The following is a 21,592-nucleotide window of genomic DNA, read 5'->3' as shown; positions in this document are numbered from 1 at the left end:
CAGCACTCACATCGCCACCACCTCGGAGCACCTCATGTCTTCCGCCCAGCGTTTCCTCCTCGGTCTGGCCCTGGGCACGGCCGCCGCCGCCATCACCTGGATCGTCACCGGCACCGCCGAGCTCGCGCTCGCGCTGGGGCTGACGGTCCTGTTCCTGGTGTGGCTCGGCAAGTTCATCCTCGACGAACTTCTCTGACTTGGCCATGCCCGCCTCAGCACTGGATCGCACACCTTCATGACCACACCCCGCCCTTCCGCCCGTGCCCACGAACGCCTCATCCAACGGCTCGCCGAACAGGTCGGCGTCCCAGCAGCGGTCTCGTGGGCCCACGCGGCCGCCGTCACACACCACTGCGTCCGGCACCGCCTGGTGTTCGCACCCGAACCACCGAACTCACCCGACTCCGTGCGCCGTGTGCTCACGGAACTGGCCTCCGCCCACCCCAACTTGGCCGGATTCCTCGACCCGCAGATCGTGCCGTTGTGGACGGCACCTCTCTCCATGGATTCCTGGGCAGAGCTACACGATTTCTGGGGCCCCGGAGACCTACTGGACGACGGGCCGCACCGCGTCGACGGCTACTCGCTCGGCGACGCCTACCAGGCACTCTCCGCGGACGCACGCAAGTCACGAGCCTTGTGCCAGACACCACCGTGGATCGCCAAGCTGCTCCTGGAGCTCTCACTGGAGCCGGCGACCGACGAGGTCGGGCCGCAAAACGTCCGCATGACCGACCCAGCCTGCGGCACCGGCCACATCCTCCTCCAGGCCTTCCACGACGCACGGGTCTACCGTCGCCGCGGCCTCATGCCCGGGCCCCACCTCGGCCGCGAAGCGTCGATCGAGCGCGCCCTGCAGACCGTCAGCGGCTGCGACCTGGACCCCTACGCCGCACTGCTCGCCAGATACCGACTGCTAGCCACCAGCGCCTCGATCCGTCAGGGCCGTATCGACCAGCTGCCGCGTACCTGGACTGCACAGGTGGCCTGCGCCGACTCACTGCTGGACCGAAACGAGCCGCTGCTCGAACGAGGCCGCTACCACGCGGTCGTCAGCAACCCGCCCTACATCACGGTGGCCGATGCCCAGCAGCGTGATCTGATCCGCAAGGCCTACCCGCGCGTGGCAGCAGGCAAGTTTTCACTGGCCCTGCCGTTCTGCGAGCTCATGTTCTCCCTCGCGACTCCCGGCGGGCACGTGGCTCAGCTGACCTCCAACTCCTTCATGAAAAGGGAGTTCGGTCGCAGGTTCATCGAAGAGTTCCTCCCCAAGTTCGACATGCGGTGGGTAATCGACACTTCGGGTGCGTACATCCCAGGCCACGGCACCCCGACGGTGATTCTGGTACATCGTGTCCGCCCGCCGCAGGGCGACACGGTGATCACCGTCCGGGGAGTGAAGGGTGAGCCGTTCATACCAGAGGACCCGGCCCGGGGGAAGGTGTGGACCGCCATCGCCGAAGCAGTCCACACTCGACTTGCCATGGACCGGCTGAAGGACGCCCTCACACCCCTCCACAACATTGCTTAATTGAATTTAGGCGCGTAGTCTCAATCGAAGTCGCTGGCGCCGACGCGCATGCAGCGAATTTTCCGAAGCCACGCACGGCCGGCGGCGCCCGCCCTTGCGTAGCCAGGTATCGAAGCCGAGCGGAACCCCGCCCCACGAGGGACGCACTCGCCTCTGTCTGATGGCGTGGCCCGTCGCCTCCCGGCAGCCCCCAGCGACCCCTCCCGCCTCTTCCAAGGAGTAGCTCGTGACCGACGACTGTGTTCCCCTCCCGCTCGCCGAGTCTGACTGGTTGGACCGCACGGTGACGGACCTCGACGGCCGACGGGGCGTGGTACGCCGCGTCTATCAGGTCGGCGCCGTACAGGTAGCGATCCTCACCACCGCCGACCAATCCCCGGACCCCCGCCCGATCTGGGATATGCCGCTCGACCTACTGGCCGGCCCGCAAGGGCCAGAAGGCGGCCTTCCCCGCCTACCGGCAGCAGGTCAGTGAAGTTGGCCGACTCGAATTCCTCGTGCTGTACGGCAAGGCCTCGGAAACCGAGACCAGTCGATACCGCTCGATGCGCGACCGCCTCGCTCCGTACTCCCAAGCACAGAGCAGCCTCCACGTCGCGCTGATCGGCCAGATTCAGGCTGGTGACCGGGTGGTCGACTACCTCCAGAACTGGCACGGGACGGTCCTCAATCCCGATCCGCTCCCAGAGATGTCCTTCCGCCACACGATGACCGTCCGCCTCGACGAGGCACATCGCGAGGAGAGGTGGTCCGACGGCATCGTCGATCTCTTCACGGTCACCCTCTACCCCACCCTGGGGCTCCTATGAACGTCGCCTAGAAACATGCCCCTTGCGGCAGGTCGTGTCGCAGCCCGCCACGCGGGCACCCCGATCGGGGACTCGGGGACGGCAGCAGTCCTTACCGGCCACGGATGAACCGCTCAGACCGCGATCGGAACAGCCGCGACGCCAAGGCCCCGCCCTTGTCTTCGCGATTAGCTCTCCGGCCGGCCGGGCGACGTTTCGGGCGTGCGGCATCGCAATCGCCGCCGCGGCATCACCCAGCAACAGAAACCAGGAAGTGAAATGACCAGCGCACCCATCACTCCACACGTCCCGTCCCGGCCCCCATCGACAGGCCCCCGAGGGGCAGGCCGCGGCTCCATACGCAAGGCCCTGGACGCCGGCGTCCACCCGGCGACCGGGCTCCCGCTCGCGGCCGGGAGGGACTGTGGGGGTTGCACCCACCTTCAGCTCAAGGTGCTCGCCGACAAATCGCGGCACATGAAGTGCGGCCTGCTCGTCGGCAAGGGCCGCCGCAATGGCGGCCCCGATCTCCGCAGTGAGACACCGGCATGTCTCGAATTCAAGAGCAGCGTCGTTCCCGGCGGGGCGGCACGAACAGACCTCGGTAGATAATTGCTTAATCGGCATTACTTCGGTAATCTTTGAAGGGTCGCTGGGTGTCCCAGCGGCTCTTCACGCTCCACCATGACGAGGTCGTCCTGTGATTCCCCCAGATACCGCCCCTGGCCGAGGCATATTCTCGCGCCCCACTCCGGCCCCTTCTACGGCCTTCGCACTCCCCACCGTCTCCTCACAGCTCCTCGCGCCGACCGATGAGCGCGCCTCGGCCGAACTGATCCCGCTCCTGACCCGCGCCCGCAGCAGCAACGGACCCGAGGGCGAGAATCACCGCTACACACGGGCCGACCTCCGCTCCGCGTCCTCACTGGCGGACCGGATCACCACAGAACTCGAGGCCTCCCACACTGACGCGCTGCGCGCGGCCGGACTGATGGGCCTGGTGCCCATGGTGCTCGGCGAGGACATCGACACCTCGCGCATGCCTCGCCCACGCGGCGGCCTCCGGGACGAGATGATGATCGGGCGCGCCGAGATGGTCGCCGCTGTCCGGCAGTGGCGTCATCACAAGGTCGCCTACGACGTCGATCCCGATCTCTCGGAAAGCCTGGTCGACATGGAGATCGACACGGAGTTTCCCGGTGAGGTCCTGAGGCAACTTCCGCACCCCGACCCGCTGTTCATGCTGAGGAAACCGGCCGTGATCGTCGATGGTTCCGGCGCTCCCTCGGAGGTTCTGGGTTTCATCGTGGTGGGCCGCCCGGCTGTGCGCGGGGTGTGCAGCACGACCGATATCACGGACGACAATCCCCTGTACTTGGTGAGCGCCCTGGTGCGCCCCGCGCACGGCCAGCTCGGTTCGGTACTGCTGTTCGCCAGCGCGGCCGCAGGGACGACGACGGCACGCAAGATGGTCGACGACAGCGTGAGCATGACCGAACTGGTCGAAGGCGGACCCCGCTCCGCAGCCGCAGCTACGCTCGATTACGTGCGGCGCCTGGCGGTGCTTGCCATTTCGCACATGCTCTACCTGTGCAGTGACCGGCCTGATGTGACGCCGACGGCGTCCGCCGTGACGCCGAATTCCGGGCACCGCATGAGCAGCCGTCGTACGACGGTCTACCAGGTGGGTTGGCGGATGGGGCCCGCTATCTCGGCGTTCAACCGGAAGGTCCAGCGGCTGCGTGAGCACACCGTCGCGCTCGGCGGCTCTGTGCTGCCCCACATCCGGCGCGGGCATCTGCACACCTTCCTTCACGGGCCGCGCAAGGCCTGGCGAAAGGTCCGGTGGGTTGCCCCCACGCTGGTCAACGCGGCCGCCTTCGGCGAAGACGCGCAAGGGGTGGTCATCCCGGTCCTGTGACCCTCCGCCTCTGAACTGCCCCACCATGCCCTGGCGGCGGAGTCCTGAACGCACTCCGCCGCCCCACTGATAAGGCCCCGAACGATGACCATCAGCACCCGACGCCGCGACCAGCAACCCACGCCCGATCTGACCGGCCGGCGCCGCGACATGATCGTCAAACTCGCCGACGCCGGCCTGTCAGAAGCTCAGGCCGCCGCGGAAGTGGACGCACTGTGCGAGGCCGCGTGCGACCGCATCGCTCAGGACCTGGCCGTGCAGGTCACCGCGATGCGTAAGCGGCGGGACGCGGCAGGAGACTGGATCACCCGTGACAGCGTCAGCTACCAGCTCCGCGCACTCGTGAAGGCGCTGGCCACCGCGCTGGGCAACCCGCAGGACACCAAGGCGGCGCACGGATATGTGCTCGACACAGCCAAGAGGAAGACGGATACGGGGATTGCTTAATTGGATTTATGCGCGTAGCTTCCCCCGTGCGGTCACACCTTGCCGGACACCTCATTGCAGGCGACCAGAACCGCACGAAGGAGCACACCCCCATCCCGCCATGGACCTCGTCCGCGGCGGATTCGTAACCCTCGACTCCCGGTAACCACCTCGGCACCCCTCACCTGCACGGCCCCGGCGAAGAGTTTCCCCGCCGGGGCCGCGCGTGTCGCCCGGCCCTTCATCCGCAGGGCGCCGCCGGCGGCGGCGGCCAACACCAGCCTCCGCCACACCCCCAACAGGAGAACCCCTTCCATGACACCGACCACCGCCCCGAACGGCACCGAGGCTTCTGCCCTCATTCACGAGATCGCCGTCGCCCTGGAGGCTGACGGCACCCTCGCCCCCGGCAGCTTCGACGTCGTCATGTCGCACCGGCGGACCCGGCACGCCTTGACGACACTGCTGGATGGCCGGCACGTTATCCGCATCCTGCCGACATCGACGGCCTTCGAGATCGTCCGGTTTGTCCGGCAGAACGCATCCCGACTGGAGACCAACGCCCGGCGGCTGGCCGAGCGCGCACCGCTGCACCCCACCAAGCACCTGACCGACGGCTGCAAGCTGACCTGGCTGGGCAACGCCGTGCGACTGCACCTGGTCGACACTCCCGTAGAAGTGCATCTGCGGCCACAGGCCGACGGGGCCGGTCTGCTCGTCGCCTATCGCGGCGACATCTCACGCCTGGGCGCGCAACCGGTCATCGACTGGTATTGCCAGGCCGGCCTCGCCTGGCTGCAGGCTGCGGCACCGGCACGCTGGTCTCGGCTCCGCACCCGCCGCCAGCTGCCGGCGCTCGCCGTGTGCGATGTCGGCAGCCGCTACGGGGGCGGCTACGCAGAGCGCACTCATCAGCTGACGCTGCACTGGGCGGTCTTCCAGCTTCCCCCCGCCCTCCTGGAGTACGCCCTGGTGCACGAGCTGGTACACGGCACGCGGCCGGGGGGCCGCTCCCACGGGCCGGCCTTCCGGGCCCGTCTGCTGCGGGCGCTGCCCGACGCGCCGGCTCGCCACCGCCAATTCAAGGGGGCATTCCGGGTCCTGTGGATCGGCAACGTTAACTAATTGCTTAATTGGAGATTGGCAGGTAGAGTCACGTAACGGTTCGGGGTGGTGCCCAAGATCCGCACAACCCGCGCCAACGACCGAAGTCCGCACATCGCCGCGCTTCAACCCGCGCAACCTCGATATTGAGACACAGCATGAATTCCCAGCCCTCCGGCCGCCGGGACGAGTGGTTCCCCTCGTCGGTCGCCCTTGAGGATCTCGGACCGTACCCGGCTGAAGTTCTCGGCTACCGGCACGACGGAATGATCCTTCCCCGCTTCACCGCAGACACCGTTCTCCGAATCGTCGACGACGCCCGGGCCGCGGTACCGGGCGCTCCGAGGATCCGGTTCACCGACGGGAGCGTCGAAGTCCTCAGCCGCGGCCGCGCGCAGGCTGTCCTCGAACACTGTGCCCCCGACCCGGCCGGCTGGTTTGCCTTCGGCCACGGGTTCTTGTCCTGGCAGGAGCACACCACCACGGACCGCGCGGGCTTCATCCGGGCCCTCGACGAGGCGCAGGCCGGCGGGTACCCGCCCGAAAGCCTCACCGCATGGACGATCGCCTTCGCCGACCACGGCCACCGCATGACGCTGCTCGCCGTTTTCCGCACCCCGCACGAGAACGCCGCCGCCTACGACGCGCTCTACAACGCTCTCTATGCCGGTGGCCTGTCGTCCTACGAGACCGCGGCCGCACGCGCCGACGACGCCGAACTCGCCGCGCGACGGCACTTCAACGGCGTGCGCGCACACGTCACGCCCGGCGCAGTCATCTGGCCGACAGTCGCCCCCGCCACGCGGATCCCCGCAGGCCCGCACTGACACCGCGGCACCCGTCGCCCAGGGCGCTACGCCCCTTCCATCAGAACCGTACGAAAGACAGCTCGCTCATGGCACATTCCGACCTGGCCGCCCGCCTCACGGCAGCTCTCAGCCCCGCCCGCCGAACCGCTCCCGCGGCCTCGCACGCCGACAGCACCGAATGCGGTGATCCCGGATGCGCCCGGCACGCCGGGGTCAGCAACTGGCCGCACTTTCCCATTGCCCGGCGCAACGGCGCCGACCTGGGGGAAGCAGTCGCCAACGCCTGGTACACCAGCTGCGGCAGCAGTCGCATAGACATCCCGGTGGGCGTCGTCGCTGCCCTGGCCCTGTGGCCCACCAAGACCGAGGGCGCGGTCCACGCACGTTCTCTCTCCAGCTACATCGCGGCCCAGCCCCCGCGTGTGCTGGTCAAGGGCTACGCCGACGTGTACGCCGCGACCTGGATGCTCAGGCCCGATCTCATGGACGTTGCCGCACCGATCTTCCGCTGGACGGAGGAAGACCTCGACGAGCAGGAGCTACGCGGCGTCGCCGCGGTCACCCGGGCCGCGCTGCGGGCGGGCGTACTGCACTACACCGGCGACAGTGACCCGCGCTTCCGCACCGACATTGACCTCATGTCGTGGACCATCACGAACGTGCGCCATCACAGTTCCCGCAAGGGCCTGGGCGAGTACCACACCCCTCCGGAGATCACAGATCTGATGGCCAGGATGCTCATGGACGCCACGGAGAACCCGCGCGCCGTCAAGAGCGGTGGGCACTCGTTCAACGAACCGACGGCCGGCACCGGCGGCATGTTCCGCTCCGCGGTGCAGGACATGCGCGATCGAGGACTCAACCCGCACGAGCACAGGTGGGTCATGCAGGAGCTCAACCCGATCGCAGCCGCAGGCGCCGCCGTCAACACTGTCGTCTGGGATCTGGGCCCGAAAGCGGTAGTGGTAGTGGGCGACACTCTGGCCGAGGGTGACCTGAGCCGGGAGGCCTACGCCCACCAGCGCGCGATGTTCGCCCACCGCGACACGATCCGGCATGCCACCGCCTTCGCCCTGGCCACGCGGAGCGCCTCCCGGATGCTCAATGCGCTCACTGCGGACCTCGCAGCGTGAGCGGCGCCCCCAAGAGGTCCGGCCTCTCCGAGGGAACGCGTCCAAGGGATCCGACCTGGCTTCCCTCGGCGCATGCCCGAAGGGCCTTTCTGCCCGAACCGCAGGATCAGGCGCAGCGTCTGATCAGTTCCGTTACGGCGCTATGGCCGTCCGGCTCGTCGCTGGAGGTCCCCCTGGGAACCACGGCGACGCTGGCGCTGCTGCCGCTCGCCGACCCCACGAGTCCCGAACTCGCCCATGATGTCGCCGTGCTGGAGCCCTCCGACCTGATGGTTGTGCTCCGGCACCTGTGGGGACACCTGTGGCTGAGCCGGCCGTATCTGGTTGAGCGGGCACAACTGCTGTGGCGGTGGCTTGCCGATCCTTCGCCGCAGACCGCCGAAGCCGTGACCGAGCTGACGCATCACCTGTTCAGGGGCGGCATCCTCGAGTTCGGAGCCGACCCCAGGCGCTACCTGGCGACCGACCTGCTGGGCCGGCTGATGCAGCAGCTGAACAGCCGGGGGGAGAAGAGCCGTCGCGGGGCCTTTCACACGCCCGATGTCGTCACGGACCATATGGTCGAGTACTTCACCGACGATCTCGCGCCTGGCACGGTGCTCGGCGAACCAGCGGCCGGGTCGGGCGCCATCTGGCGGGCGCAGGCCCGCCTGCTGCACGACACGAGCCGGGACCCCGCAGTGTACCGGTGGATCGCCGCCGAGGTCGATCCGCTCGCAGCGGCCGTTCTGGGTGCCAACGCTCTTCTGTGGCGGCTGGGACCGGATGTGCTGATCGCCTGCGCCGATGCGCTGGCCGGCGACAGCGGACTGGCGCAGGCACAGCGCGAGCGTGACAGCGCGACGGCCCGCCGCGATGAGGTTCGGAGGAACCCTAACAATATTGCTTAATTCGATTTATTCGCGTAGCGTGAGGGGTGTGTTCGGGGGTGCAGCCCTCCACACGTCACCCGAACGTGCAGCACTGCCGCCGAGCACGTTCGTGAGCCCAGGAAGGCCCCCGATGACCGCCCAGCCCCACTCCGCCGAAGCCCGCTCCATCATCGACCAGATCAAGAGCCTCGGGGACGACAGCGCCCTCTATGGAGTTCTCGGTGCAGCCCACCAGCGACTCACCCGTCGGAACCTCACTCGGCTCGCCCGGCTTCTCGCACCCGTCATTGACGAGGTTCTGGCGAGGGAAGACGCACGCACCAGGCAACTCGTCATCCGCGCAGCTACGTTCACGCCGACGCGCGCCCAGCCGCGTCCGGTCCGATACAGCGTGGACTCGCTGTATCTGCCCCTCGCGGCCCGGAGCGGCCGGGAGTGGCCGGGAGTGGCAGGAGAAGCTGACGGTGCCCGCGCCCCTCGCGCAGGAGGCAGACGGCATCCTCCGGATCCTCACTGGCAACGCCCTTGGCGGCCTCCTGCCCGGCGAGGAGCTCTACCTCCAGCTCCCTGAGTAGTCCGTGGGGCCGTGCTCCTGCCCGGGCCCACCCCGGGCAGTCCACTCCGCAGGAGCAGCCGCGTGCGTGTACGAACCAGCCGGAAGAGAGTCCCGATGAAAGATGACCCGAACCGCGATCCTTCCGACGAAGGGACGCCACCACCCAAGATGCTCATGGTCAGCAGTACCAAGTGCCGCATGGTCTTCCGCGCCTGGGGGCGCGCCCAGGACGGCCGCAACCGGCTGGCTGAGGCGTTCGAAAAGCAGAGCGCGGAAAACTACGAGCTCAAGCAGGAACTGGCCCAGTTGCGTAGCCAGCCCGGGACGGAAACGGAAGGCCATCCGCACTGACGCCGTCACACCCCGAGCGGCTGCTGCCTTCACCTCGGCACGCCGCTCCTTCCCCCCCGACCCCTCACAGCCCAGCCCCACGGACGGGACCGCCGCAGCAGCGCGGACCAGGCCCGTCTCCTTCATCCACGTAGGACCACATGACTTCCCGTCACACTCTCGTCTGCCTTCCGCCTCTCGACGACCCGCAGCAGTGGGCGGAGGCGATCGACGACGCCGTTGAGCCGTACCCCGACGACATCTACACCTGGAGCGCTTTCGAGCGGTACGACTCCCATTTCGTCACCCGACCGGATGCGAAGCCCGGCCCCGGTGCCCTGGTCCAGAGCCCACGCGCGCGCCAGGTCTCTCCCCTCAGGTGCAGCGGCAGCCGCAGGGACCTCCTGGACTTCGACACGATGCGCGCCGAGCGCGCCGGGCAGGCCTCCCGGCTCTACAGCGCGTGGGAATCGGCCACCGCGACCATGCCCGCCGCCCACCCCCTCAGCGTCTTCCGGCACCGCCATCCCGAGAATCCCTACCGGGCGCGGCAGGAGTTTCACGCCCAACCCCTGCTCCAGGTCCTCGCCGACCTTGGCGCGCCCCCCGCGCAGGGCCGCCACGACGTGACGGATGCTCTGGTCACGCTGGACCAGGAGGCGTTCGTCGAACGCGCCCGGCAGCGCGCCGTTCCCGGGGATCTGCTGCTGACGGATGACGGCGTCCTCCACATCAATCCGGCCTTCCTCAACGCCGACGACGACGCCGGGACCGGCAGCGCACGCTACCTGGCCCTGGCGAACAGCTACCTCGACGGGCTTCCCCCCGACTACCTGGTGTTCAGCCTCAACGTCCGCCTCGCTGGATAGACGTCGCCCGCCCGGCCCATGCCGGGCGGGCGGCTCCCCCTCCACCTCGACCGTCCACGCCTCGCAAGGACCACCCATGCGCATCCGACTGACCACTCCATCCCCGGCCGCCCTCGCCCCCAGACGCGGCCACTGCACACGCTACGAGCGCGACGGCAGCCAATGCCGTCGTCCGACCGATCGGAACGACCAGTGGTGCGGGACGTGCGCAGGATTCCACCGCCCGCATCGCGCAAAGACGACCTCCGGCCAGCAGCAGGGACCTCGTACGCGGCGGCCGGTCGCGCCGATCATTGCCCACACCGAGCCGCTGCCGCTGGACCCGGATGAAGCGCACGACCCGCAACTGCACATCACCCGCTCTGCAATCGAGCAGTACCGTGCAAAGCACGGGAGCGACGCCCTCACGGCGGAAGCCGAGATCCGGTCGCTGCTGGAGAACCTCATCACCGCCGGCGAGCACCAGCGCTTCGAGAACGGCACCTGGCGGCTGCTGGCCCCGGAGGCGTTCGTCCTCCTGCTCTCCGCCGACGCCGCCCGCGTCATCAGTTACAGCACCCCGCACCGCGAAAGGACGTACGCCCAGGTACAAGCCGCTGTACCCAGCCGGAGCCGTAGCCGGGAGAAGGGCTGGGTTCGCGCGCTGCAGGACGACCTGCCGGTCCGCTTCACGAAGCTGGTGCTGCGCCGCTTTGCCCGGGACGTTCTCGGTATCGAGTTCACGCGATCAACGGGCCAGAGTGTCGTCGAAGCCGCGTACGCCCGGAGCCAGCAGGCGCAGCCCGTGCACCCGTCGCACCGTGCAGGACGGCGCCGGGCGACGGACGCGGGCGGGCTGAGGTGGCACTTCGCGTATGAGCCCGGTGAGCGCCCGGTGGTCGTTCATCTGTCCTGGGAACCCGGCCGCGGCCCCGACCTCGCCCCGGCACAGGCGGAGAGCGCATGACGGCCGAGAGGCGTCCGCTGGAGACCTGTCTGCCGCACTTCGCCCGGCACGGCTCCTATCCGCCGAGATGGGGTTGGTTGCCCAAGGTTCACGCCGCTGTCCGGCAGGACCCCCACGTCTTCTCACGTCCCGACGCGACGGTGCTGCTCGCCGTGGGGTCCTCGATGGTGCCCGCGATGCGGTTCTGGGCGCTGGCGTTCGGCCTCATCGAGCCCGAGGGCGAAGGCTGCGGCTCCGGATACATGACCACCGCGCGCGGCCGGTGGCTGCTCGACGAGGACGGCGCCGACACCTGGATTGAAGAGCCGGGGACCCTCTGGCTTCTGCACTGGTGGCTGCTGAGCGCCCGTCCCTGCCGCGTGCCCACGTTCTGGCATCTGTTCGCGAACTGGGGGCTGAGCCGCGTCAGCCGGGCCGAGCTGCGGACCTCCGTGCGGCGGGCAGCAGAGCAAACCGGTTGGAAGGCGCCCAGCGACAACACCCTGGACCGGGACCTGACCGCGCTACTTGCCATGTACGCCCCGCCCATTCCGACCGAACGGGCCCCACGGGTGAGCGTGGAGGAACTCCTGTCCAGTCCATTCCGGGAACTGAACATCCTTACGTTCGACGACGTCGAGGCCGTCTCGGCATACCGAGCGGCGGCCGTGCGGGGCCGGCAGATCCACCTGCAGCGCATCCGCCCCGACGGTGCCCCGGCGGCCATCATGGCCTACGCCTGTCTCGACTACGCCCGAGCCCAAGGGCACACGGGGCCCGGGACCATGTCCCTGGCGGCCCTTGCATCGGCCCCCGGCGGCCCGGGGCGCCTCCTGCTTGCCAACGAGACCCTGGTGCGAAGAGCCATCGAGCGGACCGCCGGCAAGCGCGGGAACAGTCTGGCCATCGTGGAGTCAGCGGACGGGCAGGCCCTGCTGTCGTTTGGCGAGGACCCGCGGGCACTCGCTGCGGGCATCCTCGCCGACCATTACAGCTAATTGCTTAATTGTGGTTACGCGTGTAGGGTTGGAGTCGTTGGTGCGGGCGCTGTCCAACCGTCGCCTGCACCTCGCAGTTCGCTGGACCACGAACCCCGGAGCCTCATGGAAACCGCCGATGCCATCACGGAGATGGATGCAGCCCGACAGGCGCTGAAGGACAAGGCCGACACCGCCCTCGAAGCGTTCTGCGCCGTCCTCGCCGGCCTGTACCCCGACGGGCAGTACTTCCGCGTCGACACCAGGGGAATCTTCGACGCACACGGCCGACGGGCGGAGGGCCCCTACCGCCAAGGAGAGTCGCGCTTCCCCTCTCGCCTGGTGTTCGACTGGCCCCTCGACCGACTGCCCAAGCGCGTGACCCGGCCACACCTCGGCAAGCACGCGGACTCCCGAAAGCGGACCCTCGGGGGGCTGTTGAGGCAGATGCAGCGTGCCGGGGTGGAGATTCCTTACGGCAGTATCGGCCGCCACTACGTCCAACGACTCGCCATCCGCTGACAGCCGTTCCCTGTTCCAGAACCGAGTTGGAGTCACCCATGCGAACCCCCTCGCTCTCCGATACCGCCATCGCCCATCTGCGGAAGGCGTCCGCCCACCCGGACGGCCACTTGCCGACGAACGTCAGCAGGAAGCTGCTGAACCTCTTCCTTGAGGAGAAGTACGCATACCGCAACGACAGCGACGGCTTCGTCCGTGAGGGCAAGGAAGCCCTTACGGACCTGACCACCTCTGGAGCGTCGTCCCAGCCGAGCATCATCACCCTCGAAGGGCGGCGAGCCGCTCTCACAGAGGGGCAGCTCACGGCCCTGGACGAGGGAGTTGAATCCGACGGCCGAATGGCACGGACCGTGCCGTGGCCCACCGCCCACGCGCTGGCCCGTCTGCTGCTCGTCGAGTTCCGCGACGAACTAGGCGAACCGAGCCCTGGTGACGGAATTCCGTACCGGACGGCTCTCGGCAAGGCCGTCGCCGAAACCCGCTAACAGGATTGCGCAATTGAATTTAATGCGGTAAGGGTGCACTGGGCCCCACGAACCCAGCGCGCACCCCCGGCTGACCACTTCCGCGTGCACTGGTCGACAACGGCCCGTACCGCCTTCTCCGGATTCTCCGACACCCGGCCCCCGGGAGCCCCCCCTCTGCGGTGCCCGCGCACCCCGCACACGATCTTCTGTGCAACCGGTCCCCTCCCCGCGTACCGGCCCGGCGCCTGACCCTGATCCGGCAACGGACCGGTCCACCACGCCTCGATTGGCTCTCCATGCTCGCCACCCTCGCTTCCCCCAAGGCCACCCACGACCCGCGGATCGGGCCGCTCGCGCGGCACACACGGTCCGTCCCCGTTCCCTTCACCCGCCCCTTCCGCCCCCACCCCGGCTTCAAGGGCGCGCCACAGGACGCCGAGGCGGAGCGGCTGCTGCACCTCTTCCACGATCACTTCGCCGCCCTCGGGCACGAACTGATGCGCTGCCAACTGGAGTTGCCCGCCGAGCCGCATCCACTGGCCGTCGACCTCCTCGACCTCACGAAGCGTCGGCTCATCGTCGGCCGGGGCACCGCCGAGCGCTCGGCGATCCACGAGGCCATCGGCGAGCTCCTCGACCTGAGCGGCCTCTTCCTCGACGCTTTCACCAAGACCCTCCTCCTGCCCCAACTCCCCGATCCCGACCTGGGCCCCCTGCTGAAGAATCTGGGCATCACCGTCACCTGGCCCACGCCCGCAGGATGGCGCGACAGCGGAGGCCGTACGGCGTGAACCAGCCCGCCGCCCCCCGGGTCCAGCCCGTGCCCCGTCCCGTGCTCATGGCCGAATTCCGAGCGCTCCTGGCCAGCGGCGTCCTCACCGACCGGGCCGGGGCGCCGCTGGGGGCACCGTGCGGGTGCGGTGGCCTGACCGACGGCTACACCTGCCCTCTGTCCCTCAGATGCCCCAGCTGCGCCGAGCCCGCGGGCCTGCCGTGCCACAGGCCCAGCGGCCACCAGGCCGCCGAGACGCATGTCCCCCGCCTGCGGGCCGCCGGCTCACTGGACAAGGCCCGCGAGCGCGACGGCGATCCCACGCTGCCCGCGCCGTGGCCCGACCACGACCCCACCGACCAGATCCTCCCGAAAGACCGCACGTGATCACCACCGCACCAGAAACCGCACCGCCCTTCGACTTCTTCCTGGGCGCTCACCACCCGGGATGGCTGGAGACCGCCGACGCCCCGCTGTGCGTCTCCCACGCCCGTCTCTCGGGCCGGCGGTCACTGCCCCGTGCCCGGCACGGCTGGTTCCTCGACAGCGGCGGATTCAGCGAACTGTCGCTCCACGGCGGATGGCGCCAGTCAGCCCGCGACTACGCCGCCGCGGTGCGCCGGTACCACGACGAGGTGGGCAAACTCCGTGCAGCAGCCCAGCAGGACTGGATGTGCGAATGGGAGGTCCTCCGCAAGACGGGCAAGACGCTCAAGGAACATCTCGCGCTGACCGTGGCAAACTTCGTCGAGCTGAGGTCGATCGCCCCCGACCTGCCGATCATTCCCGTGATCCAGGGGTGGACCTATCCCAGCTACTTCAAGTGCATCGACATGTACGAGAAGGCGGGCGTGGACCTCACCCAAGAACCCCTGGTCGGTGTGGGCAGTATCTGCCGGCGTCCGAGCCTGCACCTTCCGACGATGCTGCTGGCGGACCTCGCGCAGGCCGGCATCCGGATCCACGCCTTCGGCTTCAAGAAGGCGGGCCTGAGGATCGCGCACAAGAGCGTGGTCTCGGCCGACAGCCTCGCCTGGTCCTACGGAGGCCGCCACGAGCCGGGATGCAGCGACACCCACCAGCACGAGAACAACTGCATGCGGCACGCACTGTGGTGGCGGCGGGACCTGCTCGACCACATCGCCGACGACCAGCGGCGGCAGCGATGACGGGCCCCATCATGCCGACCGCGGCCGACCGGAACGCCATGCAGACGGGCGACTCCCGCGGCTTCACCCAACGCTGGCGATACGGCACGCCCACATGGAGACATGTCTCCGAGGGCGGGTTCCGTGCCGACCGGTACGAGGTGACCGGGATCAATGAGGCGGACGCGAAGGCGTTCGTCCAACGGCATCATTACCTGTCCGGATGGCCTGCCGTTCTGCACCGTTTTGGCCTCCTGGACCGGGAAGCCGCGCTCCACGACGACGACATCGCCGTCGACGGCTCACCGCTGGTCGGCGTCCTGGTGCTCGCCGTCCCCATGAACATGCGGGTGCTCACCAACCCCTTCCCGCACCTGGTCCCGCTGCGCGAGAGCGCCGAGATCGCCCGCCTGGTCCTGACGGAGGCCGTCCCCAGCAACGGGGAAAGCTTCTTCACCGCCGCCGCGTTGCGTCGCGTCGCCGCCGACGGGCTGAAGAACGCCGTCATGTTCAGCGATCCGGTTCCTCGCTGGCGCCTGACCGAAAAAGGCAAAATCATCCAAACACGGGGCCATCTGGGCATCGTGTACCAGTCGTTGTCCGCCGTGTACACGGGCAGAGGCACCGCGCGCACGCTCACCGTCCTCCCGGACGGGACCACGTTGACAGCGCGAGCCCGCTCGAAACTGCTGCGCCAGGAATCCGGGGCGCTTGGTGTCGCCCGCCGTCTCGAACGGTTGGGCGCACCGCCCCGGCCTGCCGGCCAGCCACTCGCCGTGTGGCTGGACCACAGTCTCGCGCAGATCGGTGCCGAGCGCCTGCCACACCCGGGAAATCACCGCTACATCCTCCGGGTGGGCCGTACGCGGGCGGAACGGACGCGGACCGTCATCGGGCTCAAACCGCAGCCTTACCCCAAGAACGTCCCTGCCTGACCGGGTGCCCATCACCTCGCGCATGGCCATCCCTGCCCCCTCTGACCAGCCCAGGAGCCTCCTTATGAACATCACTCCGCTGAACGCCGATCAGCGTGGCCGGATCGCCGACCTGCTCGGTGCCGCGAAGCCCGCACAGCACACCCTGGTTGAAGTGCTCGCCGATTCTGTCCGTGACTGCGCTCAGCACGATCACGCCTCGCAGCGGGAGGACTGGTACTGCCTGAACCTTCGCTCCTTCTGCGGAGAGCGCATGGGGCCCGTACTGCGCCGGCTGCTGGAGGCGGAGGCCGAGGTGGAGCGTCTGACCGCCGAGGTCGGCGAGCTACGCCGAGGCGGCACCCACGCGGTGGGTGCCGCCGTTCGCAGCGTGCACCAGCGGGGGCACGACATCGCGTTGCCGTCGGAGATCATGGAGTTCCTCACCGGCGGGGCGGAGACCGCCGCGGCCGCTCCCTCACGCGCACTGCCTCGTGACAACTTCGAGGTCGTCGTCTCCGCCCCCGGCGCCACCCCTCCCGTCGTAGCCGAAGAGGTCCGCTGCAAGCAGTGCAGCGCCATCACGACGCAGGCCGGGTTCGACGGGCAGGGGTGGACGCTGGACCGCCTCGACCGCATGGCCGACCGGCACGAATGCCTTCCCCGGGTAAGCGCCGACGATGGTGCGCGCCCGCAGGCCCTGGTCTCAGAGGAGCCACAAGGGAGTTTCCCCCAGCGGACGTTGGGCCGATGAGCCAGGAAGCTGGCCCCCGCGCTGCACGATGCACTGGCCGCGCTCGCGGACAGGACGCCGACGAGCCCCCGCAGGTCCCCGACAGCCGCAACGGGCGAGCCGGCCGGACCGCTCCTGGCTGCGCGCCGAACGCTGTTCGTCCCGGCCTCCGGCGCGCGGTGGCGAAGAATCACACAGGGCCGACGCAACGGAAATTGCTTAATTGAATGTTCTGCTGTAGAGTTGCATCAACGGCAAGCGAGAAGCGGCCGTTCGCACGGGCCGTACCCGGTACCCCCCATCGGGTACGGCCCGTCCAACCACGCAGCGCTGTAGCTCAGTTGGTAGAGCGCGGATCTTATAAGTCCTGGGTCGCTGGGTTCGAGTCCCGCCAGCGCTACTTACGTCCCACCCACCTCCCATGCGATCCGTGAATCCCCGGACCGCCCCTTCACGCCCGGGAGGCGCACCGCCCATGCAAATCCCCTACATCTCGCGGGATGCCGCCACCGGCGGTCTCCTGCACGGCCTCTTCTCGTCCATTAAGGCGGTGGAGTTCGAGGGAATTCTGGAGGACCCCGACGGCCTGGAGATAACTCCGTACCTCTACTGGGCCCCCCGGGAGCGGATGTGGTTTCTGGCGCACAACAACTGCACGCCCGCACAGCTCGTATACGAGGCCATCGACCCTGAGGCCGCGCGCCTGGCTGATCGAACACGAACACCCCGCCGCCGCACGGAAGCACTTCGGATAGTGCTCCCGAAGCGGGCCCGCGCGGCCTCCGCCACCGAGCAGTCGCGGGCCGCCAAGTACCGCCGGATCCGGCACCCCGACAACCGCACCCCCGAGACTCGCAGGAGTCCCCTCGGCAGCCATCACATCTGCTGGTGCGGCCAACCGTTCGGGCACCCATGGCCCGGCGCCGAAGAAGGCTCGGCACACCCGCGCCCCTCATGAGCACCTTTCTGGAGAACACCGTGCTGCGCTTCCGCTTCCGCCCCCGCCGCGAGGGCGAGGACTTCGACGACTACGAGCAGGCCTTCATGGACGCCTGGAGGAGCTTCTGCTCCCGGCGCGGAATCACCCCCTTCCCGAAGCTCGCCACCGGCGACGCGTACCTGGACGCCTGGAACGCGTCGTGCGAGTACGCTGAGCGCCCCCTGAGCAGGTCTGTTCCGCTGCCGCTCCCGGCACGGTTGGGGCAGTTGCGACCTGGGCGGTACCGGTTCCTGGCCGTGAAGTACTGGCGAAAGAACTCGGCCCGGATGTGGTGGCTGGGGCACGTATGGGACGAGGTGCGAGCCGACTGGCGCGGCCCGGCCACCTGAAGTCCTCATTCCGCAGAACCCAACGATTCGAGGAGACAGGCATGACGATGAGCCGCGCCGACCGGCGCACGAACAGGAGCGTGGAGTTCCTCCACGTGACGGCGGAAACCGTCGCTCTCCGCGATCTGCGGTGGTTCTGCGACCACTGGTCGCGCGATTCGAGCTACAGCAGGTGGCGCCGCCTGCCGCCGGCGAGCCTGCTCATCCTGGAGAGCGGGAAGAACTACCCGGAACTCTTCACCGTCAGCGGCGGCCAGCGGGGCCACTTCGGCTACCGGGACGGGCGACGCTTCGTCCGGTGCCACGGCGTGATCATCCCGGCGCCGACCTGCCCCGATGAGACCCCGACCAACTACCCCTTCGAGTACTGGGAGCACGAACCCATGGAGGACGAACTGCCCGTGGATGACGTGGAGAGCGTACGGTTCCCGCCCCCGGAGGAACCTGCCCCGGTGCAGCACAGACGACCTAAGGGTATTGCTTAATTGTAATTACTTTCGTACAGTTGGGGCGTCGCCCAGGGTGTAAGCCCGCTCCCGCTACGGAAGGCCTGAGATGACCGTCTCCACAGCAGCAAGCACCACGGATTTCGGCCTCCCCCGCCCCGGGACGCACCTGGTCGCCTTCAGGATCACCAACGTCGGCTCGGCGCGGCACACCGAGGAGCTGAACCTGACCGTCGACAAGACGGAGGAGACGGGCACCTTCCCCACGTACGCCCCGCACGGCCCGCTTGCCGTCACCGCTGTCGCCGCACTGTTCGGGGCCAACGCGTCCGGGACCTCGACCGTCATCGGCGCAGTGGCGAACATGCGTGCCGCCGTGCTGACCTCCTACATCCGCCGGACTGCTCCCGCCTCACCGGCTCATCGTCCCTTCGCGTTGAGCCCCGACGACGCTGCGGAGCCCAGCACGTACGAGATTGAGCTCGTCCGCGACGGCGAACAGTGGACATACGGCTTCGCCGTCAGTGCCCGGGGTATCGAGCGGGAGTGGCTGCACAGCGTCACGGCCGCCGACGGACTGCGGACCTGGATCGACCGGGACGCCGCGCGGGCCGACCGGGGTGGCTGCGCCTATCGGTGGCACGGCCTTACGCCGGACTCTGGGCGGCTGGAACACCTCGGCAGCGACCGTAGCCTGACCCTCTCCCTGGGCGGGCTGCTCCAGGTCGGCCCCTTCCGGACGGTCTACGACTTCTTCCGCACCGAGCTGCTGTGCATCACTCACCGCGATGCGCAGCAGCAGGAGCGGGCCCGGGCCCGGCTCGCGGAGTCGACCGAACTGCGCCGCCGGCTCGGCCCGTTGCTCATGGCTGCCGACCTCGGTGTCGACGCCGTGGAGATAGACCCGGCCGATGGCGAGGTCAAGCTCGCCCACACCGCCGCCGGTGGCCGATCCGTACTGCTGGACTGGGCGATGGAGTCCTCCGGCACCCGCGCCCTGGTGCTCGTCCTGGAACGCGTCCTATGGGCATTGGAGCACGGCAGCGTCCTTCTCATCGACGGCCTCGGAAGCCCACTCCACCCGCTGCTCACTGCCGAGATCACTACGCTCTTCGTCGCCTCGTGGTCCAACGGCCGGCAGGCTCAGCTGCTGTGCACGTCCCACGCGGTCGCCCTTCTCGGCGGTGCGCGCCATGGTCAGAGCCTGGAGCCCCACCATGTGTGGCTCGCCGAGCGGGGCCGGGACGGCTCGACCGAGGTCTACCCCCTCACCGACGCGAAGCCGGGCAGGGATGAGGATCTGGCCGACAGCTACCTCGCTGGGGCCTTCGGCGGCGTACCCGGCATCAGCGAGGGCCGAGTCGGGCGTGCGCTTCTCGCCGCCGGGGCCCTCACCCAGGGCTGAGGCGCTGCGGCCGGGTCCGTCCCGGTCCCAGGTCGCTGGATAGTTCGAGCGCGCGCGAGTGCGCCCTGGCAGACTTTTGACAGCCGGACGGTACGCCACCATCACGATCAAGGAGAGCCCGTGAACCGCCCTTCCTGCGAAGAGCTCGACGAGGCGGAACATGCGCCAGCCGCAGCAGCCGGGGCCGAGCCAGCGTCCGAGCTGAGCGCGCGGACCTTCTCCCTGGAACCCGGGAGGGAGCGCGAGCACCGGAAACGTCCCTGCACGAAATGCCCCTGGCTGACCAGCACCGACCTGACCGAGTTCAGCGACGAGGACATGGACATGCTGCGACAGGCCAACGGGCGCCCCGGCGCGGAGGCACCCGTGGACGCGCCCATCGTCGCCTGCCACCGAGACCAGCCCGGCACGGCGCACGCCATGCGGTGGTGCGCCGGATTCCTCGCCGTGGTCGGCGAACAGCACCTCGGCGTCCGTCTCGCACTCGCCTTCGGGGCGCTGCCCCCGCAGGCAGTGCGCCCGCCCGCCGACTGGCCGCAGCTGTATCGGGACCTCGACGCGCTCATTGCGGCCCGGGCCGAACAACTCGGTCCGCCGGCCTGCGAGGCGGGAACGGACAAAGGCCCAATGACTACGCCGACTGCGCTCGATGCGGTCGGCCTACCTGTTCCGGGAGGTACACACCATGACGACCAGTGAGCCCGTCGAACTCCGCATCAAGGAGCTCGAAGAGACTCTGGCGGAAGTCCTGACCCACATCCGGGCGCAGGGGCATCGAGGCTGGGAGCTCAACACCTGTCTCGTAACCAACGAGCAGGTCACCCGATGGGCGAAAGTCGTCGGACTCACCCTGCGGTGGGAAGTCGCCGAGGACGCACGCGCGACAGCAAGCGGTCGGGCCCCAAGCTAGGGTTCACCGTCCCGCTTGCAGGGTTTCGCCCTGAAGGGCGCAGATGGTCGAGTCCCGCGGGGGGTAGGGCGGGGCCCGACATTCATATATTGCATAATTGTAATTACTGATGTATGCTGTACTCATCAGCCGGCCCGAGCCAGGGCGCAACCATCGCCCGCTGCGCACCAACTGGCCGCCGACAACGGAGGATTGCGTTGCCCACGTCGATTGACACCGCTGTTCACTTCCACCCCCCGGGGACTCCCGGGCGGCTGTGCAACAACCACAACCGCCAGCTCCTCGCCGTCAACACGTGCCAGCTCGCCCGGTTCCGCGGCTACGACGACACGATCAGCGACGAGGAGATCATCGCGACCATCACCGAGGTGAAGGGCGGGCGATACCGATACCGGCCCCAGCCCGCGACCTACGAGGCGGTCCGCTCCGGGCTCAAGGCCCCTCTCACCACTGCCGACCGTGCAGATGACCTCAAGGATCGCGTGTTCGCCTCGGTCGACCAGGGCCACCCGGTTCTCGTGTCGGATGACGACGGCAACGAGTTCTACCTCGTTGCCATCCCCGCCACCCCCTGACCCACGCCAACACCCGGAACGGCTGCGGGGGGGGGGGGGGGGGGGGGCGCGCGCCCCCCCCCCCCCCCCCCCCCCCCAACCCCCCCACCCCCCCCCCCCCCCCCCAAACACCCCCCAACACACCCACCCC

28 protein-coding genes and 1 tRNA gene are annotated in these 21,592 nt (G+C 68.8%); all 29 read left to right on the top strand.

The genetic code is table 11. The annotated features are described in order from the left end of the window. Positions 1 to 34 precede the first annotated feature (34 nt). The gene (locus ABT170_RS33675) at positions 35 to 196 is read left to right on the top strand and encodes a hypothetical protein (protein ID WP_351873824.1); all 162 of its coding nucleotides are present in this window, start codon (positions 35 to 37) and stop codon (positions 194 to 196) included. A gap of 39 nt (positions 197 to 235) precedes the next feature. Next, positions 236 to 1,531: an Eco57I restriction-modification methylase domain-containing protein gene (locus tag ABT170_RS33670; protein WP_351873821.1), complete on the top strand. Its 1,296-nt coding sequence runs from the start codon at positions 236 to 238 to the stop codon at positions 1,529 to 1,531. 226 nt (positions 1,532 to 1,757) lie between these two features. Beyond that, positions 1,758 to 2,006 carry a hypothetical protein gene (locus ABT170_RS33665; protein WP_351873818.1) on the top strand — a complete coding sequence of 83 codons (249 nt, stop codon included), beginning with the start codon at positions 1,758 to 1,760 and terminating at the stop codon, positions 2,004 to 2,006. 70 nt (positions 2,007 to 2,076) lie between these two features. After that, positions 2,077 to 2,340, top strand: a complete 264-nt coding sequence (locus ABT170_RS33660) for a hypothetical protein (RefSeq protein ID WP_351873815.1) — start codon at positions 2,077 to 2,079, stop codon at positions 2,338 to 2,340. Positions 2,341 to 3,325: 985 nt separating this feature from the next. Further along, positions 3,326 to 4,240, top strand: a complete 915-nt coding sequence (locus ABT170_RS33655; protein WP_351873812.1) for an AcrVA2 family anti-CRISPR protein — start codon at positions 3,326 to 3,328, stop codon at positions 4,238 to 4,240. A gap of 84 nt (positions 4,241 to 4,324) precedes the next feature. After that, on the top strand, positions 4,325 to 4,687 hold the full coding sequence (locus tag ABT170_RS33650; RefSeq protein WP_351873809.1) for a hypothetical protein: 363 nt from the start codon (positions 4,325 to 4,327) through the stop codon (positions 4,685 to 4,687). Positions 4,688 to 4,981: 294 nt separating this feature from the next. Next, positions 4,982 to 5,791: a YgjP-like metallopeptidase domain-containing protein gene (locus ABT170_RS33645; protein WP_351873806.1), complete on the top strand. Its 810-nt coding sequence runs from the start codon at positions 4,982 to 4,984 to the stop codon at positions 5,789 to 5,791. A gap of 137 nt (positions 5,792 to 5,928) precedes the next feature. Beyond that, the gene (locus ABT170_RS33640; RefSeq protein ID WP_351873804.1) at positions 5,929 to 6,597 is read left to right on the top strand and encodes a hypothetical protein; all 669 of its coding nucleotides are present in this window, start codon (positions 5,929 to 5,931) and stop codon (positions 6,595 to 6,597) included. A 68-nt stretch (positions 6,598 to 6,665) separates the two neighbouring features. After that, positions 6,666 to 7,712, top strand: a complete 1,047-nt coding sequence (locus tag ABT170_RS33635; protein ID WP_351873800.1) for an N-6 DNA methylase — start codon at positions 6,666 to 6,668, stop codon at positions 7,710 to 7,712. Continuing rightward, positions 7,709 to 8,602 (top strand): DNA methyltransferase family protein, encoded by an 894-nt coding sequence (locus tag ABT170_RS33630; protein ID WP_351873797.1) that lies wholly within the window; start codon positions 7,709 to 7,711, stop codon positions 8,600 to 8,602. Before ABT170_RS33635 ends, ABT170_RS33630 begins: the two co-directional genes overlap by 4 nt. Positions 8,603 to 9,254: 652 nt before the next feature. Beyond that, positions 9,255 to 9,491 (top strand): hypothetical protein, encoded by a 237-nt coding sequence (locus tag ABT170_RS33625; protein WP_351873794.1) that lies wholly within the window; start codon positions 9,255 to 9,257, stop codon positions 9,489 to 9,491. Between the two features lie 140 nt (positions 9,492 to 9,631). Continuing rightward, positions 9,632 to 10,339, top strand: a complete 708-nt coding sequence (locus tag ABT170_RS33620; protein WP_351873791.1) for a hypothetical protein — start codon at positions 9,632 to 9,634, stop codon at positions 10,337 to 10,339. Between the two features lie 76 nt (positions 10,340 to 10,415). Beyond that, positions 10,416 to 11,285 (top strand): hypothetical protein, encoded by an 870-nt coding sequence (locus tag ABT170_RS33615; RefSeq protein ID WP_351873788.1) that lies wholly within the window; start codon positions 10,416 to 10,418, stop codon positions 11,283 to 11,285. After that, positions 11,282 to 12,262, top strand: coding sequence for a DUF4007 family protein (locus tag ABT170_RS33610; RefSeq protein WP_351873785.1), 981 nt, complete (start codon positions 11,282 to 11,284; stop codon positions 12,260 to 12,262). The genes ABT170_RS33615 and ABT170_RS33610 overlap by 4 nt, the downstream gene beginning before the upstream one ends. A gap of 132 nt (positions 12,263 to 12,394) precedes the next feature. Next, entirely contained in the window at positions 12,395 to 12,763 is a 369-nt protein-coding gene (locus ABT170_RS33605) for a hypothetical protein (RefSeq protein WP_351873782.1), read from the top strand. 38 nt (positions 12,764 to 12,801) lie between these two features. After that, positions 12,802 to 13,248, top strand: coding sequence for a hypothetical protein (locus ABT170_RS33600; protein WP_351873779.1), 447 nt, complete (start codon positions 12,802 to 12,804; stop codon positions 13,246 to 13,248). Between the two features lie 278 nt (positions 13,249 to 13,526). Next, positions 13,527 to 14,021, top strand: a complete 495-nt coding sequence (locus ABT170_RS33595) for a hypothetical protein (RefSeq protein ID WP_351873777.1) — start codon at positions 13,527 to 13,529, stop codon at positions 14,019 to 14,021. Further along, positions 14,018 to 14,389, top strand: a complete 372-nt coding sequence (locus ABT170_RS33590) for a hypothetical protein (protein ID WP_351873774.1) — start codon at positions 14,018 to 14,020, stop codon at positions 14,387 to 14,389. The genes ABT170_RS33595 and ABT170_RS33590 overlap by 4 nt, the downstream gene beginning before the upstream one ends. After that, positions 14,386 to 15,171 carry a deazapurine DNA modification protein DpdA family protein gene (locus tag ABT170_RS33585; RefSeq protein WP_351873771.1) on the top strand — a complete coding sequence of 262 codons (786 nt, stop codon included), beginning with the start codon at positions 14,386 to 14,388 and terminating at the stop codon, positions 15,169 to 15,171. The genes ABT170_RS33590 and ABT170_RS33585 overlap by 4 nt, the downstream gene beginning before the upstream one ends. After that, a complete protein-coding gene (locus tag ABT170_RS33580) occupies positions 15,168 to 16,085 on the top strand; it encodes a Mom family adenine methylcarbamoylation protein (RefSeq protein WP_351873768.1) in 918 nt (305 codons plus the stop codon). Before ABT170_RS33585 ends, ABT170_RS33580 begins: the two co-directional genes overlap by 4 nt. Before the next feature lie 64 nt (positions 16,086 to 16,149). Continuing rightward, complete coding sequence (locus ABT170_RS33575; RefSeq protein WP_351873765.1) at positions 16,150 to 16,818, top strand: hypothetical protein; 669 nt, start codon at positions 16,150 to 16,152, stop codon at positions 16,816 to 16,818. A 305-nt stretch (positions 16,819 to 17,123) separates the two neighbouring features. After that, positions 17,124 to 17,197: transfer RNA gene (locus ABT170_RS33570), tRNA-Ile, on the top strand. Positions 17,198 to 17,272: 75 nt separating this feature from the next. Beyond that, positions 17,273 to 17,755: a hypothetical protein gene (locus ABT170_RS33565; RefSeq protein WP_351873762.1), complete on the top strand. Its 483-nt coding sequence runs from the start codon at positions 17,273 to 17,275 to the stop codon at positions 17,753 to 17,755. Continuing rightward, the gene (locus tag ABT170_RS33560) at positions 17,752 to 18,126 is read left to right on the top strand and encodes a hypothetical protein (RefSeq protein ID WP_351873759.1); all 375 of its coding nucleotides are present in this window, start codon (positions 17,752 to 17,754) and stop codon (positions 18,124 to 18,126) included. Before ABT170_RS33565 ends, ABT170_RS33560 begins: the two co-directional genes overlap by 4 nt. A 41-nt stretch (positions 18,127 to 18,167) precedes the next feature. Further along, a complete protein-coding gene (locus tag ABT170_RS33555; protein ID WP_351873756.1) occupies positions 18,168 to 18,611 on the top strand; it encodes a hypothetical protein in 444 nt (147 codons plus the stop codon). 70 nt (positions 18,612 to 18,681) lie between these two features. Then, entirely contained in the window at positions 18,682 to 19,977 is a 1,296-nt protein-coding gene (locus ABT170_RS33550; protein ID WP_351873754.1) for an AAA family ATPase, read from the top strand. Positions 19,978 to 20,097: 120 nt separating this feature from the next. After that, positions 20,098 to 20,676: a DUF6283 family protein gene (locus ABT170_RS33545; protein ID WP_351873751.1), complete on the top strand. Its 579-nt coding sequence runs from the start codon at positions 20,098 to 20,100 to the stop codon at positions 20,674 to 20,676. Continuing rightward, positions 20,663 to 20,887 (top strand): hypothetical protein, encoded by a 225-nt coding sequence (locus ABT170_RS33540; protein WP_351873748.1) that lies wholly within the window; start codon positions 20,663 to 20,665, stop codon positions 20,885 to 20,887. Before ABT170_RS33545 ends, ABT170_RS33540 begins: the two co-directional genes overlap by 14 nt. Positions 20,888 to 21,084: 197 nt before the next feature. Continuing rightward, entirely contained in the window at positions 21,085 to 21,462 is a 378-nt protein-coding gene (locus ABT170_RS33535) for a hypothetical protein (protein ID WP_266815750.1), read from the top strand. Positions 21,463 to 21,592: the final 130 nt, after the last annotated feature.

This window comes from Streptomyces sp. NPDC001787, from assembly GCF_040297465.1.
Taxonomy (GTDB): domain Bacteria; phylum Actinomycetota; class Actinomycetes; order Streptomycetales; family Streptomycetaceae; genus Streptomyces.
Note: the sequence above shows the minus strand (reverse complement) of the source record. Positions and strands in the feature narration are given on the sequence as shown.

What these genes read in the sequence shown, in the direction of transcription:
- ABT170_RS33575 (WP_351873765.1), top strand. Translation starts at nt 16,150, where the DNA reads ATGAACATCACTCCGCTGAACGCCGATCAGCGTGGCCGGATCGCCGAC.
- ABT170_RS33675 (WP_351873824.1), top strand. Translation starts at nt 35, where the DNA reads ATGTCTTCCGCCCAGCGTTTCCTCCTCGGTCTGGCCCTGGGCACGGCC.
- ABT170_RS33620 (WP_351873791.1), top strand. Translation starts at nt 9,632, where the DNA reads ATGACTTCCCGTCACACTCTCGTCTGCCTTCCGCCTCTCGACGACCCG.
- ABT170_RS33615 (WP_351873788.1), top strand. Translation starts at nt 10,416, where the DNA reads ATGCGCATCCGACTGACCACTCCATCCCCGGCCGCCCTCGCCCCCAGA.
- ABT170_RS33610 (WP_351873785.1), top strand. Translation starts at nt 11,282, where the DNA reads ATGACGGCCGAGAGGCGTCCGCTGGAGACCTGTCTGCCGCACTTCGCC.
- ABT170_RS33650 (WP_351873809.1), top strand. Translation starts at nt 4,325, where the DNA reads ATGACCATCAGCACCCGACGCCGCGACCAGCAACCCACGCCCGATCTG.
- ABT170_RS33670 (WP_351873821.1), top strand. Translation starts at nt 236, where the DNA reads ATGACCACACCCCGCCCTTCCGCCCGTGCCCACGAACGCCTCATCCAA.
- ABT170_RS33660 (WP_351873815.1), top strand. Translation starts at nt 2,077, where the DNA reads ATGCGCGACCGCCTCGCTCCGTACTCCCAAGCACAGAGCAGCCTCCAC.
- ABT170_RS33550 (WP_351873754.1), top strand. Translation starts at nt 18,682, where the DNA reads ATGACCGTCTCCACAGCAGCAAGCACCACGGATTTCGGCCTCCCCCGC.
- ABT170_RS33600 (WP_351873779.1), top strand. Translation starts at nt 12,802, where the DNA reads ATGCGAACCCCCTCGCTCTCCGATACCGCCATCGCCCATCTGCGGAAG.
- ABT170_RS33635 (WP_351873800.1), top strand. Translation starts at nt 6,666, where the DNA reads ATGGCACATTCCGACCTGGCCGCCCGCCTCACGGCAGCTCTCAGCCCC.
- ABT170_RS33625 (WP_351873794.1), top strand. Translation starts at nt 9,255, where the DNA reads ATGAAAGATGACCCGAACCGCGATCCTTCCGACGAAGGGACGCCACCA.
- ABT170_RS33640 (WP_351873804.1), top strand. Translation starts at nt 5,929, where the DNA reads ATGAATTCCCAGCCCTCCGGCCGCCGGGACGAGTGGTTCCCCTCGTCG.
- ABT170_RS33595 (WP_351873777.1), top strand. Translation starts at nt 13,527, where the DNA reads ATGCTCGCCACCCTCGCTTCCCCCAAGGCCACCCACGACCCGCGGATC.
- ABT170_RS33605 (WP_351873782.1), top strand. Translation starts at nt 12,395, where the DNA reads ATGGATGCAGCCCGACAGGCGCTGAAGGACAAGGCCGACACCGCCCTC.
- ABT170_RS33655 (WP_351873812.1), top strand. Translation starts at nt 3,326, where the DNA reads ATGGTGCTCGGCGAGGACATCGACACCTCGCGCATGCCTCGCCCACGC.
- ABT170_RS33580 (WP_351873768.1), top strand. Translation starts at nt 15,168, where the DNA reads ATGACGGGCCCCATCATGCCGACCGCGGCCGACCGGAACGCCATGCAG.
- ABT170_RS33565 (WP_351873762.1), top strand. Translation starts at nt 17,273, where the DNA reads ATGCAAATCCCCTACATCTCGCGGGATGCCGCCACCGGCGGTCTCCTG.
- ABT170_RS33645 (WP_351873806.1), top strand. Translation starts at nt 4,982, where the DNA reads ATGACACCGACCACCGCCCCGAACGGCACCGAGGCTTCTGCCCTCATT.
- ABT170_RS33555 (WP_351873756.1), top strand. Translation starts at nt 18,168, where the DNA reads ATGACGATGAGCCGCGCCGACCGGCGCACGAACAGGAGCGTGGAGTTC.
- ABT170_RS33540 (WP_351873748.1), top strand. Translation starts at nt 20,663, where the DNA reads ATGACGACCAGTGAGCCCGTCGAACTCCGCATCAAGGAGCTCGAAGAG.
- ABT170_RS33560 (WP_351873759.1), top strand. Translation starts at nt 17,752, where the DNA reads ATGAGCACCTTTCTGGAGAACACCGTGCTGCGCTTCCGCTTCCGCCCC.